Annotated in this window: 17 protein-coding genes; 2 read left to right on the forward strand and 15 right to left on the reverse strand. The window is 63.2% G+C overall.

Annotation, left to right across the window (positions count from 1 at the left end):
* Positions 1–159: 159 nt before the first annotated feature.
* Positions 160–1227, forward strand: coding sequence for a uroporphyrinogen decarboxylase (hemE, locus tag AB9N64_RS19750; RefSeq protein ID WP_038448562.1), 1068 nt, complete (start codon positions 160–162; stop codon positions 1225–1227).
* A gap of 155 nt (positions 1228–1382) precedes the next feature.
* Here the strand turns inward: hemE and AB9N64_RS19755 are convergent, their stop codons facing one another.
* On the reverse strand, positions 1383–2597 hold the full coding sequence (locus tag AB9N64_RS19755) for an MFS transporter (protein WP_019818333.1): 1215 nt from the start codon (positions 2595–2597) through the stop codon (positions 1383–1385).
* Between the two features lie 184 nt (positions 2598–2781).
* Here AB9N64_RS19755 and AB9N64_RS19760 point away from each other — a divergent pair, with 184 nt between their 5' ends.
* Positions 2782–3675 (forward strand): LysR family transcriptional regulator, encoded by an 894-nt coding sequence (locus AB9N64_RS19760; RefSeq protein WP_014716587.1) that lies wholly within the window; start codon positions 2782–2784, stop codon positions 3673–3675.
* A 101-nt stretch (positions 3676–3776) separates the two neighbouring features.
* Here AB9N64_RS19760 and AB9N64_RS19765 read toward each other — a convergent pair whose 3' ends face one another.
* The 14 genes from AB9N64_RS19765 to AB9N64_RS19830 are packed head-to-tail and all read right to left on the reverse strand — an operon-like array spanning position 3777 to position 16892.
* Complete coding sequence (locus tag AB9N64_RS19765) at positions 3777–4196, reverse strand: hypothetical protein (RefSeq protein ID WP_020301670.1); 420 nt, start codon at positions 4194–4196, stop codon at positions 3777–3779.
* 26 nt (positions 4197–4222) lie between these two features.
* On the reverse strand, positions 4223–5449 hold the full coding sequence (locus AB9N64_RS19770; RefSeq protein WP_014716588.1) for a beta-ketoacyl-ACP synthase: 1227 nt from the start codon (positions 5447–5449) through the stop codon (positions 4223–4225).
* The gene (gene fabG / locus AB9N64_RS19775; protein ID WP_014716589.1) at positions 5449–6177 is read right to left on the reverse strand and encodes a 3-oxoacyl-ACP reductase FabG; all 729 of its coding nucleotides are present in this window, start codon (positions 6175–6177) and stop codon (positions 5449–5451) included. Before fabG ends, AB9N64_RS19770 begins: the two co-directional genes overlap by 1 nt.
* Complete coding sequence (locus AB9N64_RS19780; protein ID WP_032904086.1) at positions 6174–6635, reverse strand: hotdog family protein; 462 nt, start codon at positions 6633–6635, stop codon at positions 6174–6176. Before AB9N64_RS19780 ends, fabG begins: the two co-directional genes overlap by 4 nt.
* Positions 6632–7798: a beta-ketoacyl-[acyl-carrier-protein] synthase family protein gene (locus tag AB9N64_RS19785; RefSeq protein WP_137270865.1), complete on the reverse strand. Its 1167-nt coding sequence runs from the start codon at positions 7796–7798 to the stop codon at positions 6632–6634. Before AB9N64_RS19785 ends, AB9N64_RS19780 begins: the two co-directional genes overlap by 4 nt.
* Positions 7795–8277, reverse strand: a complete 483-nt coding sequence (locus AB9N64_RS19790) for a hypothetical protein (protein WP_058410288.1) — start codon at positions 8275–8277, stop codon at positions 7795–7797. The genes AB9N64_RS19785 and AB9N64_RS19790 overlap by 4 nt, the downstream gene beginning before the upstream one ends.
* Complete coding sequence (locus AB9N64_RS19795) at positions 8274–9023, reverse strand: class I SAM-dependent methyltransferase (protein WP_038448570.1); 750 nt, start codon at positions 9021–9023, stop codon at positions 8274–8276. Before AB9N64_RS19795 ends, AB9N64_RS19790 begins: the two co-directional genes overlap by 4 nt.
* On the reverse strand, positions 9020–10267 hold the full coding sequence (locus AB9N64_RS19800; protein WP_014716594.1) for an NAD(P)/FAD-dependent oxidoreductase: 1248 nt from the start codon (positions 10265–10267) through the stop codon (positions 9020–9022). The genes AB9N64_RS19795 and AB9N64_RS19800 overlap by 4 nt, the downstream gene beginning before the upstream one ends.
* Positions 10268–10300: 33 nt before the next feature.
* Complete coding sequence (locus AB9N64_RS19805) at positions 10301–12631, reverse strand: MMPL family transporter (protein ID WP_236466308.1); 2331 nt, start codon at positions 12629–12631, stop codon at positions 10301–10303.
* Positions 12603–13286, reverse strand: a complete 684-nt coding sequence (locus AB9N64_RS19810; protein ID WP_371359629.1) for an outer membrane lipoprotein carrier protein LolA — start codon at positions 13284–13286, stop codon at positions 12603–12605. Before AB9N64_RS19810 ends, AB9N64_RS19805 begins: the two co-directional genes overlap by 29 nt.
* Positions 13283–13708: a thioesterase family protein gene (locus AB9N64_RS19815; protein WP_003187940.1), complete on the reverse strand. Its 426-nt coding sequence runs from the start codon at positions 13706–13708 to the stop codon at positions 13283–13285. The genes AB9N64_RS19810 and AB9N64_RS19815 overlap by 4 nt, the downstream gene beginning before the upstream one ends.
* Complete coding sequence (gene hutH / locus AB9N64_RS19820; RefSeq protein ID WP_020301664.1) at positions 13701–15242, reverse strand: histidine ammonia-lyase; 1542 nt, start codon at positions 15240–15242, stop codon at positions 13701–13703. Before hutH ends, AB9N64_RS19815 begins: the two co-directional genes overlap by 8 nt.
* Positions 15226–16161 carry a glycosyl transferase gene (locus AB9N64_RS19825; RefSeq protein WP_014716599.1) on the reverse strand — a complete coding sequence of 312 codons (936 nt, stop codon included), beginning with the start codon at positions 16159–16161 and terminating at the stop codon, positions 15226–15228. The genes hutH and AB9N64_RS19825 overlap by 17 nt, the downstream gene beginning before the upstream one ends.
* Entirely contained in the window at positions 16158–16892 is a 735-nt protein-coding gene (locus tag AB9N64_RS19830; protein WP_014716600.1) for a glycosyltransferase family 2 protein, read from the reverse strand. Before AB9N64_RS19830 ends, AB9N64_RS19825 begins: the two co-directional genes overlap by 4 nt.
* Positions 16893–16917: the final 25 nt, after the last annotated feature.

Consider the following 16917-nt stretch of genomic DNA (forward strand, 5'->3'; position numbering starts at 1 on the left):
GCGGAGCGTCACAGGAGGCGTTACCACGCGGAGCGTGGGAACGATCCTGCGGCGGCATTGCCGCGACAAATTGACCCGATAGACAAAAGGCACGGTGCATTCCGTGCCTTTTGCGTCGCGCTCTGAGAAAATGCCCGCACTTTTTTTGCGGATGCCGACATGACTGCCCTCAAGAACGACCGTTTCCTTCGTGCCCTGCTCAAGCAACCCGTAGACGTCACCCCGGTGTGGATGATGCGTCAAGCCGGTCGCTACCTGCCGGAATACCGCGCCAGTCGCGCCAATGCGGGCGATTTCATGAGCCTGTGCATGAATCCTGCGTTCGCCTGCGAAGTCACGATGCAGCCGCTGGACCGCTACCCACAACTGGACGCGGCCATCCTCTTCTCCGATATCCTCACCATCCCCGACGCCATGGGCCAAGGCCTGTACTTCGAAACCGGCGAAGGCCCGCGCTTCAAGAAAGTCGTCAGCACCCTGGCCGATATCGAAGCCCTGCCGATCCCTGATCCACACAAAGACCTGGGCTACGTGATGGACGCCGTGAGCACCATCCGCCGCGAGCTTAACGGCCGTGTGCCGCTGATCGGCTTTTCTGGCAGCCCATGGACCCTGGCCACCTACATGGTCGAAGGCGGCTCGTCGAAAGACTTCCGCAAGACCAAGGCCATGCTCTACGACAACCCGCAAGCCATGCACCTGTTGCTGGACAAGCTGGCGCAGTCGGTCACCTCCTACCTCAACGGCCAGATCATGGCGGGCGCCCAAGCGGTACAGATTTTCGACACCTGGGGCGGCAACCTGTCGGCGGCGGCGTACCAGGAGTTCTCCCTGGCCTACATGCGCAAGATCGTCAGCGGCCTGATCCGCGAACACGAAGGCCGTAAAGTGCCGGTGATCATGTTCACCAAGGGCGGCGGCCTGTGGCTGGAAAGCATCGCCGACGCGGGCGCCGATGCACTGGGCCTGGACTGGACCTGTGACCTCGGCGAAGCGCGCCGTCGCGTCGGCAACCAGGTGGCCCTGCAAGGCAACATGGACCCGACCGTGCTGTACGCCAAGCCAGAAGCGATCCGTACCGAAGTAGGTCGCATCCTGGCCAGCTACGGCAAAGGCACCGGCCATGTGTTCAACCTCGGCCATGGCATCACCCCGGAAGTGAACCCGGAGCATGCGGGTGCGTTCTTGCGCGCAGTGCACGAACTGTCGGCGCAGTATCACGAATGACGAAAAAGCCCGGCTTGAAGCCGGGCTTTTTCATGGGTAAACACAAAACAAATGTGGGAGCGGGCTTGCTCGCGAATGCGCAGTGTCAGTCGACAAATTCGTCACTAGACCACCGCATTCGCGAGCAAGCCCGCTCCCACATAAAGCCAATCGCGTCAGGTCTGCATATTTCCCAGTGGCGGCAACTTCGCCAGCTTCAACGCCACCAGCAACGCGCCAATCAGCAGCGCGACGATAAACCCGCCAATCCCATTCCACCCGGCAAAGTGCCAGAAAAACCCTCCCGCCGTCCCGGCAATACTCGATCCCACGTAATAGCAGAACAGATACAGCGACGACGCCTGCCCCTTGGCTTTCACCGCACGGCGCCCGATCCAGCTGCTGGCGACCGAGTGGGCGCCGAAAAAGCCGAAGGTGAAGATCAGCATGCCCGGCACCACCAACCACAGCGGGGTGAACAGTGTCAGCGCCATGCCGGCGAGCATCAGCACGATGGTGCCCCACAGCACTCGGCGGCGGCCGAGGCGGTCGGCCAGGGAGCCGATCTTGGCCGAGCTGTAGATGCCCGACAGGTACACCACTGACAACAGGCCAACCACCGCCTGGCTCAGCTCATAGGGTGAGGCCAGCAGGCGATAGCCGATGTAGTTGAACATCGTCACGAAGGCGCCCATCAGCAGGAAGGCTTCAAGGAACAGCCACGGCAGGCCGGCGTCCTTGAAGTGCATGACGAAGCCGTCCACCAGGTTGCGCGGCTTGAGGCTGCTGGCGCGGAAGTTGCGCGACTCGGGGAGGATCCTCCAGAACACTGTGGCGGCGATCAATGCCAGGGCACCGATGATCAGCATTGCGGTGTGCCAGCTGACGAAGTCGATCAACACGCCGATGATCAGGCGCCCGCTCATGCCGCCAATCGCGTTGCCACCGATGTACAAACCCATGGCCAGGCCAATGTGTTGTGGGTGGATCTCTTCGCTCAGGTAGGTCATGGCCACGGCGGCCAGGCCGCTCAAGGACAGGCCCACCAGTGCGCGCATCAACAGGATGCCCTCCCAGCTCGGCATCAGGCCGCTGGCGATGGTGGCCAGCGCCGCACAGAACAACGCGGCAACCATCACCGGCTTGCGCCCCAGCCTGTCGGATATCGGCCCGGTGATCAGCAGGCCGCAGGCGAGCATCGCGGTGGCGACGGATAGAATCAGGCTGCTCTGCGCGGCATTGATGGAAAACTCGTGGGACAGCGCCGGCATCATCGGCTGCACGCAATACAACAGCGCAAAGGTGGCGAACCCGCCGGAGAACAGCGCCAGCACGGTGCGCATGAACATCGGCGTGCCTTTTTCGATGTACGCGTCGTTGAGCTGCGCCACTACGTCATCAAGGGCTGAGGGCGAGGTGTGTTGGGCAAGTGGGGCAACAGCAGGATTCACGGGGGACCTCGGGGAGGAAAGTCTGCCAGGACTGACAATGCAAAAAAGAATATAGCTGGCTAATGATTCTTTCCAATATATTGTTCGACCTGTTTGATAGCTTTTACGACCTAATGAGGCTTGCATGGAATTTCGCCATTTGCGCTACTTCATCGCCGTTGCCGAAGAACTGCACTTCGGCCGCGCCGCGCAGGTGCTGGGCATCTCGCAGCCGCCCCTGAGCCAGCAGATCCAGGCGCTGGAACACGAGCTGGGCGCACGCTTGTTCGAGCGTACCAATCGTCGGGTCGAGCTGAGCGAGGCCGGGCGCTTGTTCTTGCAAGAGGCACGGCTGGTGCTGGCCCAGGTCGACAAGGCGGCAGATGTGGCGCGGCGTGCGCAGTTGGGGGAACTGGGTGAATTGAAGATCGGTTTCACCTCGTCTGCGCCGTTCAACGCCAGCATTCCCCAGGCGATCTTTGCCTTCCGCCAGGCATTCCCGGCGGTGCATCTGAACCTGCAAGAAATGAGCAGCACCCAAGTGGCCGAGTCGCTGGTGGACGAGTCGATTCAGGTTGGGTTGATGCGGCCTTTGCCCTTGCCCGACTCACTGAACGTGATCGAGTTGATGCGCGAGCCATTAGTCGCGGTACTGAGCGCCGGCCACCCATTGGCCCACGGCAGCGAGCGCGGCTTGCATCTGGAGCAATTGGCCGAGGAGCCTTTTGTGTTCTTCCCGCGCAGTTACGGCAGCGGCTTGTACGCGCAGTTGCTCAACCTGGCCCGCGACGCCGGGTTCAGCCCGCACTTTGCCCAGGAAGCAGGGGAAGCAATGACCATCATCGGCCTGGTGGCAGCGGGGTTGGGGGTGTCGGTGTTGCCGGCGTCTTACCAGCGCATCCGCATTGACGGCGTGGTCTATCGCACCTTGCTCGACCCGCAGGCGGTGACGGCGGTGTGGCTGGTGCAGCGTAAGGGCGCGCAAACGCCGATGGCGAAAGGGTTTGTGGAGTTGTTGACGCGTAAGGCCGCTCAATAACCTGTGGCGAGGGAGCTTGCTCCCACTGGGTCGCGTAGCGGCCCTAAAAAATGGGCCTGCTGCGCAGTCCAGCGGGAGCAAGCTCCCTCGCCACAAGGGGGTCAGTTTTGGGGCGAAGTATTTGCTTCATTCACGCTGTAAGTACGCAACCCCGCCAGAATATCCCGATCCAGCATGCTCACCCAACGGTTGTAGTTGCGATGGATCTTACCGTCCTTGTAGCCCAGGTCGCGGCTGTCGCGGTAGGTGATGGCGTAGCTGTTGCGGGTGTAGCGGATGTCGATGGCGGCGTAGAACTGGCCGCGCACGGTGATCTCGGCCTGCACCAGTTGTGGGCTCAGGCGTTGTACCGTCCACTCGCGTTTTTGCAGGGCGGCGACGATCACTTGCTTCATTTTTTCTTCGCTGACCTGGCTTGTGGCCGGTAACTCATGCTGGGTGTTGAGCACGGGTTTGCTGGTGCAGCCAGCCGTGGTCAGCAGGGCCAGGGTGATCAGGGCAGCGCGTAGCAGGGAAGACATTCCGTTTTCTCCAATCGATTAAAAAGTCAGGCCCAGCGGCGGAAGATCAACGAGGTGTTGACCCCGCCGAAGGCAAAGTTGTTGTTCATCACGTAGTCGTTGTGCATCTGGCGAAAGCCACCTTGCAGGTAGTCCAGCTCGCCGCATTGCGGGTCGACCGCGTCCAGGTTGAAGGTGTGCACGTACTGGTCGCGGTTCATCATCTCGATGCTGAACCACGATTCCAACGCCCCGCACGCGCCCAAGGTGTGCCCCAGGAAACTTTTCTGCGAACTGATCGGCATACGGCTGCCAAACAGGCTGCTGGTGGCCAGGGTTTCAGCGATGTCGCCCTGGTCGGTAGCCGTGCCGTGGCCGTTCACGTAGCCGATGGCGGACGGTTCAAGACCTGCGTCTTCCAGGGCCAGCTCCATGGCGCGGCGCATGGTTTTCTGTTCCGGGCGGGTGGTGTGCTGGCCGTCGGCGTTGCTGCCGAAGCCGACCAGCTCCGCATGAATATGCGCGCCTCGCGCGAGTGCGTGTTCCAACTCTTCGAGCACCAACATGCCGCCACCTTCACCGATCACTAGGCCGTCGCGGCCGCTGTCGTAGGGACGAGGGCTGGTTTGCGGCGCATCGTTTTTCAGGCTGGTGGCGTACAGCGCATCGAACACCATGGCTTCGGTGGGGCACAGTTCTTCTGCGCCGCCCGCAAGCATCAACGGCAGGCGCCCGAACTTGATTGCCTCATAGGCGTAGCCGATGCCCTGGCTGCCGCTGGTGCAGGCGCTGGAGGTAGGAATCAGCCGGCCCGTGAGGCCAAAGAAGATGCTGATATTTGCCGCCGTGGTGTGCGGCATCATGCGCACATAGGAGTTGGCATTGAGCCCCTCGGCCACCGAGTTGAGCAGCATATTGCCGAACGCCTTGATCTCATCGGTGCTGCCGGTGGACGAGCCACAGGCCACGCCCATGCGCCCGTCCTTGATCGACTCGTCACCCAGCAAGCCGGCGTCCCGCAACGCCTGCTCCGCCGCCCACACCGCCAGGCGCGAGACGCGGCCCATGCTGCGCAGTTGTTTGCGCGTCCAGTGAGCGGGCACGACGAAATCGTCGATAGGGCCGGCCAGGCGGGTGTTCAGTTCGGTGAAACGGTCCCACTCATCCATGCGCCGAATGCCGCTGCGGTTGGCGCGAAAGTTCGCGGCGATGGTGTCCCAGTCGCTGCCCAGGGAGGTCACGCCGGCCATGCCGGTGACGACAACGCGCTTCATCAGCACAGGCCCCCGTTCACGGCCAGCACCTGGCGCGTGATGTAGCCGGCTTCGGCCGACATCAGGAAGTTCACGGCGCCAGCGACTTCTTCCGGCGTGCCCATGCGTTGGGCCGGGATCATTTTCATCAGTTCTTCTACCGGCACGTTTTCATCCAGCATCGCGGTGTCGATCAGGCCCGGCGCCACGCAGTTGACGGTGATCTTGCGCTTGCCCAATTCAATGGCCAGCGCCTTGGCCGCACCGATCAAGCCGGCTTTGGAGGCGCTGTAGTTGACCTGGCCGCGGTTGCCGATCAGCCCGGACACCGAGGTGATACACACGATACGCCCGGCGGCGCGGCGCCGAATCATCGGCATCATCACCGGGTGCAGCACGTTGTAGAAACCATCCAGGTTGGTGCGCATCACCACATCCCAATCGTCTTCCGACAGCGCAGGAAAGGCGCCGTCGCGGGTCAGGCCGGCATTGAGCACCACGCCGTAATAGGCGCCATGCTGCTCCACATCGGCCTCAAGGATCTCTTTGCACGCAGCGCGATCCGCCACGTCGAACTGCAGCACGCGTGCCTCGCGCCCCAGGGCTTGGACCTCGAGCTGTACCGCGTCGGCTTCGGCACGGCCGCTGCGGCAATGCAGCACGATGTCATGGCCGGCCTGGGCCAGGCGCAGGGCAATGGCGCGGCCGATACCACGGCTGGAGCCGGTGACCAGTACGGATTCAGTCATGGCGTTTCGTCCTTCGATTCATCTAAATAGTTGGCCGCCTGGGGCGGTCGAAATACGTTCAAGCGCGCGCTGGCCTGGATACCGTCGCCGGTGAGGTGGCATTCGAACACGCCCATGCCGTTGTCGTCTTCCAGGGAGCGCAGGCCGTGGATATTCAGCTCGAGGCCGGCCGGAAAGTGCTCCACGTTGCACTCGAACTTACGTGTGCCCAACAGGAAACCGAGTTCCACGGCCTTGCCTTGCTGGCGTGCATGGCAACCGGCATAGGCGGCGACGCTTTGCGCCATCAGCTCGATGCCGACCCAGGCGGGCAGGCTACCGTCAGCACGGTTGAACAGGCCGCCGGGCTTGACGGTGACGCGGGTGTGGATCTGCTCTTCATCGAACGACAGCACCTGGTCGATCAGGATCATGTCGCCCGCATGGGGCAGCAGTTCGGCAAGTGGCCAATCGATCATGGGGCCTCTGCGATTATCAGGCTGACATTGTTACCGCCGAAGGCAAACGAGTTGCTCATCAGGCAGGGTTTTTTCAAGCTGTCGCCGCTGCGCGCCCATTGCAACGCGGGCAGCGCCGGGTCGGGGTGGCCGTCCCATACGTGGGGTGGCAGCAGGCGATGGGTCAGGCTCAGCCAGCAGAACGCGGCTTCCAGTGCCCCGGCAGCGCCGAGGGTGTGGCCGGTCATGGGCTTGGTCGATGAGCAGGCGACGCCGCCTGGAAACAGGCTGGCGACCGCCAGGCTTTCCATGGCGTCGTTGTGTTGGGTTGCGGTGCCGTGCAGGTTCAGGTAGCCGATCTGCTCGGGCGAAAGCTTTGCACTGGCCAGGGCCTTGCGCATGGCCAGCAACGCGCCCTTGCCGCTGGGCTCGGGCGCAGAGATATGGTGCGCGTCGCAACTGGCGCCGCTGCCCAGCAAGGCGATGGGGGCCGGCTCGCGGCTCATCAGGAACAGCACCGCCGCTTCACCGATATTGATGCCGTTGCGGTTCACCGAGAACGGATTACAGCGCTCCGCAGACACGGCTTCCAGCGCGGTAAACCCGTTCAGTGTCAGCTTGCACAGGCTGTCCACGCCGCCGCAGATCACCGCATCGCACACCCCCAGGTCCAACAGGCGCTGGGCGCTCATCAATGCTCGGGCGCTGGAGGTGCAGGCGGTGGAAATCACATAGGCCGGGCCGCTCACGTTCAACCAGTCAGCGAGGAAGTTGGCCGGGGCGCTGAGTTCCTGTTGCTGGTAATCGTAGTCGGCGGGGAACTGCGTGTTTTGCAGGTAATGGGCAATGCCACGGCTGGCTTCGTCAATGCCCGAGGTGCTGGTGCCGAGCACAACCCCGACCCGGCCAGGGCCGTAGGTTTGGATGGCCTGACGAATCTGATCTTCAATTTGCAGCGCCGCTTCCAACAGCAACTGGTTATTGCGACTGCTTTGCTTGGCCAGTTCCGGGGGCAGGCTCGCCAGTTCGCCGTGTACGGCGGCCACCGGCACTACGCGTTCCGGCACCCAGCCGCTTTCGGCACGCATGCCCGAACAGTCGCCGGCAAACAGCTTGCGGCTGACTTGCGCCTGGCCACGGCCAAGGGCGCAGATCACGCCAAGGGCATTGAGGTAGGCGGTCATCGGCTCATACCCAGCGGGGTGATGCGGTAACTCAATGGCGGGTCGGCCATGTTCACGCTGAACACCTCCGAAGACTGGTAGACGATCTGCCAGTGGCCCGGCAGCGTGCGCGTCAGGTCCATGGCCTGGGCCGTGGGATACAACGCTGGTACGTCACCGGGCGCGGTCAGGGCAAACAGCAGCGCGGCAAATAGCGTGCGCGCCTGGGGGTTGGGCGGCAGCAAGCCGTCTGCCTGCCACTGCCCATCAAGCAGTTTTTGCCGGGCCAGGGGAATGCCCAGCGGGTCCATCATCGACCAGCGAATCGCGCGGCCTTCGCGCTGGATCACCAGCAGCCAGTCCTGGCTCTGGCTGTCCGCCAGGCGCTGCACATGCAATTGCATCGGCAAGGCCAGGGCCGGCATTTTTTCCGGCAGCGGCGCCTGGCTGGCACAGGCACCGAGCAGCAACAGGCAACTTATCAACAGCAGGCGCATCATGGGACCGCATTCTCCACAGGTTTACGGGCCACGCAGTTGACCAGGGTTTCCTCGCGCTGGCCCACAGGCGGTGCCTTGCGCAGGCCCCAGCGTTCCAGCAGGCCGAAGTCACTGGAACGGCTCCACCACAAGTAAGGGTACGAAATGTTCTGAGCATCGAATTCAAAGCCCTGCTCGCGCAGCATCTCCAAGTACTCGTCGGCGCTCTTTTGCACATGCATCGGGTGGCGGAACAGCCAGCGAATCACCCAGGTGTCGATGTAAGCTTCGGTTGATTCGGCAAACAGCAGATAGCCGCCCGGCTTGAGCACCCGATAGAACTCCTTGAGTGCGCGATGTTGTTCCACCAGATGATGGAAGGTCTGGTGGCAGAACAGGATATCGACGCTGGCATCCGCTAGGTTGAGGGTCGCGCAGTCGCTGCCGATCAACTCCACGTCCAGGCCCAGCCGCGCGGCTTCTTCGCGGCTCAGTGCCAGGCTGTGAGGGTCCGCATCCAGGCCGATCAGGCGCGAAGGCGCAAATACCTGATGCAGCAACTGGAAGGATTTGCCTTGGCCGCAACCGGCATCCAGCAACACCGGCGCCACCGGCAGCGGCTCGCTGAACAGGCTGCGCAGGTCATTGATCGCCACGCGCAACACGTGATGCTGCCAGGTATGGCTGCGCAGGAACCAGAAACCGAACTTGGTTTCTTCGACGTAGTTTTGACTCAGGTAGTTTTTTTCGACGCCCGGGCTGCTCATACCGCTTCACTCGCACAAATATCCGACAACATCCGCAAGCGCCGTTTCGGCTCGCTGACAAACGGGTTGCGTTCATCCCAGGCGTAACCGGCCAGGATAGAGCTGATCATGCGGCGAATCTCCGGTGAACTGCCAGGATGGAAAATCACGTCCTGGAACGTGCCCGCATACCAGCCTTCGACGTAGCAACGGAAGGTATCGACACCGCGCTTGAGCGGTTCGGCGAACTCGGTTTGCCAGTCCACTGTTTCGCCGCTCAATTGGCGGTGCAGCACCCCTGCGGCCATGCTCGCCGAACGCATGGCAATGGTCACGCCGGAAGAGAACACCGGGTCGAGGAACTCCGCCGCATTGCCCAGCAGCGCAAAGCCTGGGCCGTGCAGGGTTTTGACGTTGGCCGAGTAGCCGCCGATGGTGCGCGCCGGGGTGTCCCAGACGGCATTTTGCAGCACGCCGGACAGGCTTGGGGTTTGCTCGATAAAGCCGCGCAGGCAGGCGTCGAGGTCGCTGTCGGCACCCTCGAAATGCTCCTTGGCCGCAACCACGCCCACCGAACAACGGCCATTACTGAACGGGATGGTCCAGAACCAGATATCGCGCTGGGTCGGGTGAGTGGTCACCAGGATTTTGCTGCGGTCAAAGCCTGGGTGTTCGATACGGTCTTCGACGTGAGTGAACACGGCCTGGCGCAGCGGGAAATTCGACGGTGCTTCCAGGTCCAGCAGGCGTGGCAACACACGGCCATAGCCACTGGCATCGAGCACGAACCTGGCCTTGAGGTGGTACTCGCTGCCATTCTGGCGGCGCACATGCAAATACCGGCTCTCGGCAGAAAAATCCACGCCGACAATGGTTTGGCCATAGCGGATTTCCACGCCTTGCAGTGCCGCCTGGTCGGCCAGCAATTTGTCGAACTCGCCGCGCTGCACCTGGAAGGTGGTGGGCTTGCCGTTGCTGAAGGTGTCGCTGAAATCAAAGGCACTGTAGCGCTCGCCCCAGGCGAAGGCCGCGCCGGTTTTTACCTGGAAGCCTGCAGCTTGCACAGCGTCGAGCATGCCGGCTTCTTCGATAAAGTCGATGCAGTGCGACAGCAGGCTTTCGCCAATCGAGAAACGCGGGAAATGCTCGCGCTCGATGATCAATACATCATGCCCTTTGCGCTTTAACAGCGCGGCCGCGATGGCACCGGAAGGCCCGGCACCGATCACCACCACCTGGCGACGTTCCATTTCAACTGTGGGCACGAGGGCTCCTTGCCGCATAGGCGCTAATCACATTCATAAGGCGTGTTTCTGCCGGCCGGCCCAGGGCGCCAGCATAAAGCTGAACGCCAGGCCCAGGCTGACCGACAAGCCGAAATTACTCACGGCCGGTGTACTGGAGACCGCCAGCAGGCCGAACGACAACCAAGTCGTCAGCGCTGCCAGCAGTGTTCCCAACAGGCTGACGGCAGGGCCGCCGATCTGCTCGCGCATCAAAATCGCATAGTCGACGCTGATGGCCGTGACCAGCAGCAGGCCAAACAGGCTGAACAAAGTCAGCGGCTGGCCCAGCCAACCGAGGCTGGCCAGGCTGCACAACGCGGCCAGCAGCGGCAGGGCGACGATACGCAAGGCGCCGCCAACGCCGAAGGGCGCAATCAGCAATAGCACGATCAGCACGCAAGACAGCAACTTCAATTCGGCAGCGCTGATCTGCGTGTCGGCAAATACGCGGTTCAAGTCGCCCAGGCGGTCGACCAGTTGCACACCGGGCAAGTCCAGCGCCTGCACCCGCAGCAGCGCCGGGTTGTTCAAGCCTTGCAGGCTGACCATGGCCGCCACGCCACCGTCCACCGGGCCCAGCCACAGCGTGCGCCACGGCTCGGCCAGCGGGCCTTGCAGTGCGGCGTCGATGTCTGCGGTAGGCAGCGCCTGCAATTGCGCCACTTCGGCTTGCAGGGCACTGAGGGGCAGGCCGAGGTCCAGTAGCGGTTGCCAGTGTAGCGCCAGGTTGTTCAGCGCCTCGCGCAACTGTTGTTGTTCTGCGGGGAGGTTGACCAGTTGATTGAGCGCCAGGTAGCCCTGAAGCTTGTCCATCTGCACCAACTGGTCCAAACGTTTGCCCAGGGCGGCCTGGCGTTCCAGCAACTGCTGCTGATTGTCCGCCCGCACCAGGAAAAACTGGCTGGTGGGCTGGAACCCGGTGATGCGCGCCACGGCCTGGGCTTCCTGCAGCAACTGCGGCGGCGCACCGATCCATTGGCGGATATCGTTTTTAGTGTTCAGTTGCCAGAGGCCCGCCGCGCAGAACAGCAGCACCCCCACCAGCAGTACCGAACTGGGCACGCGTTTGAGCAAGGCCGTGCGCAGCTGCCATAGGCTTTGGGCGACACGCAGCGGCCATTGCGCCGGGCGCAGTTCCACGCCCTTGAGCAGCGCGGGCAACAGGCACACGGCACACAAATAGGCACCGACCAAACCGGCAGCCGAAAACACCGCAATCTGGGTCAGCGCCGGGAACGGCGTCCAGGCCAGCGCCAGGTAGCCGATAGCGCTGGTGGCCAGGCTCAGGCTCAGCCCTGGCAGGGTCAGGCGCAACGCCGGCCAACTGCGCCACGGCTGCAGGCTCCAGCTTTTGGACAGGTAGTGCAGTGGGTAATCCACCGCCACGCCGATCAGGCTGGAACCCAGCACCAGGGTCATCACATGCATATGCCCAAACAGCGCCACACATGCCACCGCGCCAAACAGCATGCCCACCAGTACCGGCACGAACGCCAGCAGCACCCGCCAGCGTCGGAACGCCAGCAGCAGCAATAACAGGATGCCCAGGGTGGCGCCGCCGCCGACCCAGGTCATTTCCCGCGTGGCCTGCTGCTGCCCGTTGGCCGCATAGAGTAAACCGCTGGCGGCGAGCAGTTGCGCGCCGTGTGCGCCGGCTTGCTCGCGGCTGGCCTTCAGCAAGTCCGCCACTTGCAGCGGCAGCTTCATATCGAAGGCGTTGCCGGTAGTGCGCGCTCGCAGTAGCACCCAACTCTTGCCGTCGGCATCGGCGATCAAGGCGCCGCTGCCGATGTCCATTTGCACCGCACCGTGTTGCGGCTGGCTGTTCTGGATGCGCCCGGTCAGGCCGAGCCAATCGTCCTGGCTTGGTACCAGGCTGAAACCGGTGAAGGGGTCGAACAGCGATTGCACGCGTTGCTGGATGAACGCCTCAGGCTGCTGGATCAGTTGTTCGCGGTCCTTGGACGAGAGCATCGACAAACGCCCACGCAGCAGTTGTTCGCGCAACGCTGGCAAGTCGGCTTGCAGGTTCCACTGCACCTTTTCAAACAGGCCGCTGGCCTGCCAACGCTCACCCAGTTGCTGCGCCACGGCCACCGCTTGCTGGCGGTCGGCATGCCCCACCAGTACCAGCATTTCGCGGTTGAGCGGCTCTTGCATGCGCTGTTCGGCTTGCAGTTCCAAGGCGTCCGGCGTGCTGCCGGGCACCAGTTCCATCAGGTTGGCCGACAACGGCGCGCCATCACGCCACTGCCAGCCTGCCAGGGCCAGCACGGCCACCAGCAAGGTCAGGAACAGGCGCGGCAGCAGGCGCTCACTGGGCAAAGTCGTGTTGCTCCGCATTGCTCAACGGCTGGTCGGCGGTATTGTCCTGCATGCGCAACAGCGTGCTGTCGCCTTGGGTTTCCAGCAGTTCAATGGTGCGCACCAGTGCGCCGCCGTCGATATTGATCTGGGTGAAGACTTGCTTGAGCAGCAGTGAGCGTGGGGTCAGCGTGAGCTTCCATTGTTGGGCCTCGCCTTGCAGTTGCAGGTCGAAGTCGCGCTGCAGGCCACTGCTGTCGCCCTGCAGTACTGCCAGGAACAAACGATTCTGTTCGGCGCCGGCACTCTTGTTTGGCAGTAGTTGCCAGCCATTGGCATCGCGGCGGGCAATGCCCTGGGCTGTAATGCGGTAGTCCTGTTGCAGCGGGCTTTTCAACAGCCACAGCAGGCCTTGATCCTTGGCGAGCACGAAGGTGCCTTTGCTCACCAGTGGCTGGGGCAGGGCACGCAGGTGTTTTTCCTGGATGAAGTTGCCGTGGATCACGGAGGGTTTGGCAAGCTGATCGCTCAACTGCTGGAGGTCGAAGGCGTGGGCGCTGAAGCTCAGCAACAACGCGATCAATGTGGGCGCGGGCTTGCCGGCGAAGAACCTGAGGGCGCTGCGCAGCGTCAGGCGACCTGCGTTATCGTTAACGTCCATCGCGGGCAAGCCCGCTCCCACAGGGGATCTCATTTCAAGGCTCTCTCTACGGCATCGGTGAAGACTTTGGGCGAGGCCAGTTGCATCTCGCGGCTGGCGATTTCCACCGCTACTTGCACGGTGCTGGCGCGGGTCAAGCGTTCGCCGCTGGCCAGGTCGGTAATCAGGTAGTTCACCTTCAAACGGTTCTCCCATTCCACCAGGCTGGCGCGCACATTGATGGTCTGGCCGAAGGTCGCGCCGCGTACATAGCGTAGCTGCATGTCGATCACTGGCCAGGCGTAGCCGGCTTCGAGCATCGCCGTGTAGTTATGGCCGATCTTGTCCAGCAACGCACAGCGCGCCACTTCCAGGTACTTCACGTAGTGCCCGTGCCACACCACGTTCATGGTGTCGATGTCGAAAAACGGCACGAGGATTTCAGTGTCGCTGTGCAACACGCCGGGGCTACGCATGCAGCCTCCAGTGTTGCGCGGCGATGCGTTGCAGGCACAGGCGCAGTTCGCCTTCCAAGGCGCGGTCTTCGATGACCGGCGCAAAGTCCTGGGCCAGTTCCGCGTGCATCGCGGCCAGTGCCGGTGGCAGTGGGCGGGCATCCTCGGCCTGGGCGCGCAGCCACACGCCCTGGTTGGCGGCGAGCAGGGTCGCGGCGGCCACCTGTTCGGTCAACTCCAGCACGCGGATCGCATCGCGGGCAGCGATGGTGCCCATGCTCACCTTGTCCTGGTTGTGGCACTCGGTAGAGCGTGAGAACACGCTGGCCGGCATGGTGTTTTTCAGCGCTTCGGCGGTCCAGGCGCTGGTGCCGATCTGCACGGCCTTGAAGCCATGGTTGATCATCGCGCGATCAGCCGGGGCGCCCGACAGGTTGCTCGGCAGGCCATGGTTGTAGCGCACGTCCACCAACAGTGCGAGCTGGCGGTCGAGCAGGTCGGCAACGTTGGCGACCAGGGTCTTGAGGCTGTCCATGGCGAAGGCGATATGCCCGCCGTAGAAGTGCCCGCCATGCAGTACGCGTTCTTCTTCAGCGTCGATGATCGGGTTGTCGTTGGCGCTGTTGAGCTCGATTTCGATGAACGAGCGCAGCCAGCTCAAGCTATCGGCCAGCACGCCGAGTACGTGGGGTGCGCAGCGCAGCGAATAGCGATCCTGCAAGCGATGCAGCGGTGCGGTCGGTGCATCGATCGCCAGGTCGTGGCGCAGCCACGCAGCCACTTGCATCTGCCCTGGGTGCGGCTTGGCGGCGAAGAGGCGCTCGTCGAAGTGTTCCGGGTTGCCTTGCAGCGCCACCACATTGAGCGCGGTGATGCGCGTCGCCAGGTGCAGCAGGTAGTCGGCGCGGGCGAAGGCCAGGCAGGCCAGGCCGGTCATCACCGCGGTGCCGTTCATCAGTGCCAGGGCTTCCTTGGGGCGCAGGACCAACGGCTCCCAGCCCAGCTCGCGGTGCACGTCGGCCGCCGGACGGCGTTCACCACGGAATAGCACCTCGCGCTCGCCGGACAAGGTCGCGGCCACGTAGGACAGCGGCGTCAGATCACCACTGGCACCCACCGAGCCTTCTTCCGGGATCAGTGGCAGCACATCGTGTTCGAGGAAGGCGTGCAAGCGCTCCAGCAGCTCCACGCGTACGCCCGATACGCCATGGCACAGCGACTGCAAACGCGCCGCCAGCACGGCACGGGTGGCTTGGGCGTCGAGCAACGTGCCCAGGCCGCAACCGTGAAAGGTGTACAGATGACGCGGCAAGGCTTCGACGTGCTCCAGCGGCACCGCCACTACGCAGGAGTCGCCGTAGCCGGTGGTCACGCCGTAGATCACGCCTTCCTTGTCCAGCAGCGAGTCGAGGAACTGCGCGCCCTTGGCGATGCGTTGGCGGTACGCGGCATCGTCCTGCAGGCGAGTGGGTACCTGGCGGTTGGCCAGGGCCAGCACGTCTTCGATGCGCAGGGGACGTTCACCAAAGGTGATGGGCTCAAGAGGCGTCGTCATCGGTCTTCCAGAAAGGGTAAAAGTTGAACCATTGTTGGGGCGCTTGCAGGCAGAACTGGCCCAAGCGTGCGGCGTAGCGGGCGGTCCACAGGGCGATGACCTGCTCGCGGGTACTGCGCTTCCACTCGATCAAATCGGCAAAGGGCTCGATAGTCAGGCGATAGCGGCCCTGGTGCTTAAGACACATCAGCAGATTGACCGGGCACTTGAGCAAGCCCGCCAGCAGCCATGGGCCTTGGGGAAATGCCGCCGTATGGCCGAGGAAGTCCACGCGCACCGTACGCCCGCCGTGCAGCGGGATGCGGTCGCCGGCAATCGCCAGCCACTCGCCATCGTCCAGGCGCTGGCTGAGCAGCAGCATGGTGGCCGGGTCCAGTTCGCTCACCTGAATCAGGCGCAAATGGGTCGCGCCGGCCTCGCCCAGCAGGCGGTTGAAACGCTCGGCGTGCTTGGTGTGCACCAGCACGTTCATGGTGACCTGCTCACCAATCTCCGCGAGGGCGCGGCACACTTCCAGGTTACCCAGGTGCGCACCCACCAGCATCTGCCCGCGCTCGCCACGCAGTTGGCTGCGCAACTGCGCCGGATCGTTGATCTCGATTTGCTCCAGGCGCAGCTTGCCGTTCCACACGTCCAGCTTGTCCAGCAGCGAATCGGCGAAGGCCATGAACTGGGCAAAGACGGTGCGGTGGCTCGGCAGCAAGTCATCGCGCCCGCTCCATTGCGCCAGCCGCTGCTGGTATTGCCACGCGCTGTGGCGTGCGGTGCGGCCGAACAGGAAGAAGTAAAAGACGATGCTGTAGAGCAACGGGCTCAATAGGCGACGGCCGAGGACTTTGACCGCGACCGCGGTGAATTTCATCAGCCAGAAGCTGCCGCGTTCCTCGCGGTCGGCCCAATGTTTGGTGCTGTCGTTCATGCTTGCCACCGTCGCCACAGGATCATCGGCGCGCGCACGAGCATGCCGAAGAACAACCGCGTGTGCATGGCGCTGATGCGCAGGTTGTCACGCAACAAGCGAAAGTGCGACAGGCCGTCGGCGGGGTAGTGCACCTGGGTGGGCAGCCAACGCATAGGCTGGTTGCGCCAGGCCAGGCGTACCAGGATGTCCGAGTCGAAATCCATGTGCGTGCCGATGTAGGCCGAGTCCATCAGCGCCAGGGTCGGCGCCAGCGGGTACACGCGAAAGCCGCACATCGAGTCGCGAATCTCAAGCGACAGGGTATTGATCCACACCCACACGTGGGTCAGGTAACGTGCGTACAGGCGACCCTTGGGCACGCTGTCGTCGTATTCGGGGTAGCCGCAGATAACGGCGTCGGGATGCTGGCGTGAGGTGTGGATAAAGGTCTCGACTTCGCGCAGGTCGTGCTGACCATCGGCGTCCACTTGCAGGGCGTGGGTGTAGCCCAGGCGCGCTGCCTCGCGAAAGCCGGCCATCACGGCGGCGCCCTTGCCCTGGTTGCTGGGCAGGGTCAGCAGGGTGACGTTGTCCAGCGTCGCCAGGTGCGCCAGCACTGCTGCGCAGGCGGCGCTGCTGCCATCGTCCACCAAGAGGCAGGGCAGGCCGCTCTTCAGCACACTGTGGACCACGGCCGGCACGGCGGCTTCGTGGTTGTACACCGGGATTAAAGCGCAGGGGTTATGCATGATGGGGGGCAACCGATACACCGCG

The organism is Pseudomonas sp. KT_2_4 (assembly GCF_041410225.1).
In the GTDB taxonomy this organism is placed as follows: domain Bacteria; phylum Pseudomonadota; class Gammaproteobacteria; order Pseudomonadales; family Pseudomonadaceae; genus Aquipseudomonas; species Aquipseudomonas paracarnis.

Bases quoted from the DNA above. Each gene is read 5' to 3' on its own strand.
- AB9N64_RS19825 (WP_014716599.1), bottom strand. From the start codon at position 16,161: ATGAACGACAGCACCAAACATTGGGCCGACCGCGAGGAACGCGGCAGC.
- hutH (WP_020301664.1), bottom strand. From the start codon at position 15,242: ATGACGACGCCTCTTGAGCCCATCACCTTTGGTGAACGTCCCCTGCGC.
- AB9N64_RS19760 (WP_014716587.1), top strand. From the start codon at position 2,782: ATGGAATTTCGCCATTTGCGCTACTTCATCGCCGTTGCCGAAGAACTG.
- AB9N64_RS19805 (WP_236466308.1), bottom strand. From the start codon at position 12,631: ATGCGGAGCAACACGACTTTGCCCAGTGAGCGCCTGCTGCCGCGCCTG.
- AB9N64_RS19770 (WP_014716588.1), bottom strand. From the start codon at position 5,449: ATGAAGCGCGTTGTCGTCACCGGCATGGCCGGCGTGACCTCCCTGGGC.
- hemE (WP_038448562.1), top strand. From the start codon at position 160: ATGACTGCCCTCAAGAACGACCGTTTCCTTCGTGCCCTGCTCAAGCAA.
- AB9N64_RS19815 (WP_003187940.1), bottom strand. From the start codon at position 13,708: ATGCGTAGCCCCGGCGTGTTGCACAGCGACACTGAAATCCTCGTGCCG.
- AB9N64_RS19790 (WP_058410288.1), bottom strand. From the start codon at position 8,277: ATGATGCGCCTGCTGTTGATAAGTTGCCTGTTGCTGCTCGGTGCCTGT.
- AB9N64_RS19780 (WP_032904086.1), bottom strand. From the start codon at position 6,635: ATGATCGATTGGCCACTTGCCGAACTGCTGCCCCATGCGGGCGACATG.
- AB9N64_RS19795 (WP_038448570.1), bottom strand. From the start codon at position 9,023: ATGAGCAGCCCGGGCGTCGAAAAAAACTACCTGAGTCAAAACTACGTC.
- AB9N64_RS19830 (WP_014716600.1), bottom strand. From the start codon at position 16,892: ATGCATAACCCCTGCGCTTTAATCCCGGTGTACAACCACGAAGCCGCC.
- AB9N64_RS19810 (WP_371359629.1), bottom strand. From the start codon at position 13,286: ATGAGATCCCCTGTGGGAGCGGGCTTGCCCGCGATGGACGTTAACGAT.
- AB9N64_RS19785 (WP_137270865.1), bottom strand. From the start codon at position 7,798: ATGACCGCCTACCTCAATGCCCTTGGCGTGATCTGCGCCCTTGGCCGT.
- fabG (WP_014716589.1), bottom strand. From the start codon at position 6,177: ATGACTGAATCCGTACTGGTCACCGGCTCCAGCCGTGGTATCGGCCGC.
- AB9N64_RS19765 (WP_020301670.1), bottom strand. From the start codon at position 4,196: ATGTCTTCCCTGCTACGCGCTGCCCTGATCACCCTGGCCCTGCTGACC.